This is a genomic window from Candidatus Megaera venefica, assembly GCF_034554655.1.
Taxonomy (GTDB): domain Bacteria; phylum Pseudomonadota; class Alphaproteobacteria; order Rickettsiales; family Rickettsiaceae; genus Megaera_A; species Megaera_A venefica.
Window position 1 is genome coordinate 1 of record NZ_JARJFB010000186.1, and the last position, 2,870, is coordinate 2,870.

The following is a 2,870-nucleotide window of genomic DNA, read 5'->3' on the forward strand; positions in this document are numbered from 1 at the left end:
TTCAAATTGAGGTATTAGTTAATATGACAAACTCTAAGATTAAAACTCAAAACACCTCTTTGGGATATTTACCAACAAAACGTACTATTTGTGCGGTAGGGTTATTAAGTACAGTTCTTTTTTGCCATAGTGCAGCTTTGTCTAAAGAACTAGGTGAAAAAACAGAAGATCCAAAAACTACCACTGAACAACAAAGCGTTAATAATTCAAAAGATACTTATTTTGAAGACTACAAAAGACAAGTCAATCAACTGTTCCAAGAATTAGATAGATTTCATAGTAGACCGTTCCTAAAAAACTGGGATAATCTTGATGATATTTTGACTAATAGTAATAGAATATATACCAACATAGCAGCTTATGATAAACAATATATTCTAAATATAGATTGCCCTGGTTTTGACAAAAAAGAATTAAAAATAGAAACACATGGTGATTATTTGATAATAAACGGTAAAAAGACTATCGAGAATGAAGATGATAAAGAAAAATCATTCTTTAACCAAGAATACCGTAATTCATTCCAGCATAGATTATTAATGCCAAAAGATGTTAATACCAATTCTATTACATCAAACCTAAAAAATGGGGTACTGACAATAGTTCTACCAAGAGCCGAAGATAAAAAATTAGAGCCCAAACAAATTCTGATAAATTAGGATTTGAACTTGTGATCCCAAAACTCTTGCTGAGTATCTTGTTTATGAAGCTAAACTTGCTTTTTGTTGTCATTGAATTATTTCATGTGCTATCATTTGCGGGTTGAATTTATAATTATATAAGAAATTTAGTTATGCAAGAGTTTGATTTGGTGGTTATTGGAAGTGGTCCTGGTGGCTATACTGGTGCTATAAGAGCTTCGCAACTTGGAATGAAGGTAGCATGTGTTGAAAAACGTAAGACTCTAGGGGGAACATGTTTGAATGTTGGTTGCATACCATCCAAAGCGTTACTAAATTTTTCAGAAAAATATGAAGATGCTAGGGAGCATTTTGCAGACATAGGCATCAATGCAACTGTTAAACTCGATTTAGGGAAGATGCTATCGAAGAAAAATAAAGTTGTAGATGATCTATGCAGAGGAATTGAATCACTTTTTGCTAAGAATAAAATTACTAAACTTGTTGGTACTGGCAAAATTCTTGACCAAAATACCATTGAAATTACCAATGGATCCAGTGTTGAAAAAATTAAAGCAAAAAATATTTTAATCGCTACTGGTTCAGAAGTTATTGATGTCCCAGGTGTAACTGTTGATGAGAAAACAATAGTTTCTTCAACTGGGGCTTTATCATTACCAAAGGTGCCAAAAGACCTTGTGGTAATTGGTGGTGGATATATAGGACTCGAACTAGGTTCTGTTTGGAAAAGACTTGGTAGTAAAGTAACTGTTGTAGAATTCTCTGATCGTATCGTCCCAGCACTTGATGGTGAAATTGGTAAGTCGTTCCACAAAATTTTAGAGAAACAAGGCTTTAATTTCATACTAAATACCAAAGTACTAAAAGCAGAGAAAAAAGGGGATGGCCTGACCATAACCCTAAGCGGAGTTAGCGACTCAAAACAATCTCAAATATCTTGTGATGTAGTGCTCGTCTCAGTTGGCAGAAGGCCGAATACTGATGGCCTTGGCTTGAAAGAGGCAGGGATTGCTTTGGACGACCGTTCTAGAATTAACGTAAATAATCATTTTCAAACAAATATCTCAAATGTCTACGCTATTGGCGATGTAATTAAGGGACCTATGCTAGCACACAAAGCTGAAGAAGAAGCTATAGCAGCCGTTGAGATTATGAATGGACAGGCTGGACACGTAAATTATAAGCTTATACCTGGTGTAGTTTATACTCACCCAGAAGTAGCCTCAGTCGGCGAAACAGAGGAAGAGTTGAAGAAAAACGGTGTGGATTATAAAGTTGGAAAATTTCCATTTTTGGCTAATTCACGCGCTAGAAGTGTGGGTGATACTGACGGTATGGTCAAGCTTCTCGCTTGCGCAAAAACTGATCGCATCCTAGGAGCGCATATCATTGGTCCAGATGCTGGGACGTTAATTGGCGAGGTCGTGGCTTATATGGAATTTGGCGGAGCTTCTGAAGACATAGCAAGAACTTGTCATGCACATCCAACTCTTAACGAAGCAATCAAAGAAGCAGCGCTGGCTATCGAGAAAAGGACGATCAATTTGTAGAGTGTTTTACAACTCTACCTAACTAAGCCCTACAAGACACAACACCATTACTACATTGGTTTGTCATATCTTATAAATGAAGACCTGTTGCAATGACAAAAATGTCGGGTCTGTCCATCTAAGTGTGTAAATTCCTTATAGGTTATATAATCAATTAATATAACTAAGAGGAATAAAATATGACTAAAAACACTATCAATAATAAGAATAATGAAGCTATATCCGCAGCGATAGATTTACTGGTAAGTAAAGAAGTAGATCTATCGAATGTTTTAAGCAAAGGCGGGTTATTGAAACAACTAACAAAACGTCTTGTGGAAAAAGCTTTACAGGCAGAGATGAATAATCATCTAGGTTATGACAGATACGATCGTATTATCACTTCTAATAACGCCCGTAACGGTGTATCTCAAAAGAATCTAATCACTGATAATGGCCTTATTACAATAGACGTTCCAAGGGATAGAGATGCTGAGTTTGAACCTGCAATCATTCCCAAAAGAAAAACAAGAATTGAAGGTTTAGATCAAAAAATTCTATCCTTATACGCCAAAGGAATGAGTCTATCAGATATTAAACTTCAGATTCAGGAACTATACGGGGCTGACATTAGCGAAAGCCTTGTTAGTAGAATTACTGATGATGTCATGGACGATGTTAAAGCTTGGCAAGGCAGGCC

General features: G+C 36.0%; 3 protein-coding genes. All 3 read left to right on the forward strand.

Features of this window, described 5'->3' with window-relative positions:
• Positions 1-659 (forward strand): Hsp20/alpha crystallin family protein (locus tag Megvenef_RS08490; RefSeq protein ID WP_322777504.1); only part of this gene is annotated, 659 nt, incomplete at its 5' end.
• Between the two features lie 134 nt (positions 660-793).
• Positions 794-2,191, forward strand: a complete 1,398-nt coding sequence (gene lpdA / locus Megvenef_RS08495; protein WP_322777505.1) for a dihydrolipoyl dehydrogenase — start codon at positions 794-796, stop codon at positions 2,189-2,191.
• Positions 2,192-2,370: 179 nt separating this feature from the next.
• The coding region (locus Megvenef_RS08500; protein WP_322776251.1) for a transposase at positions 2,371-2,870 on the forward strand (500 nt) is incomplete at its 3' end.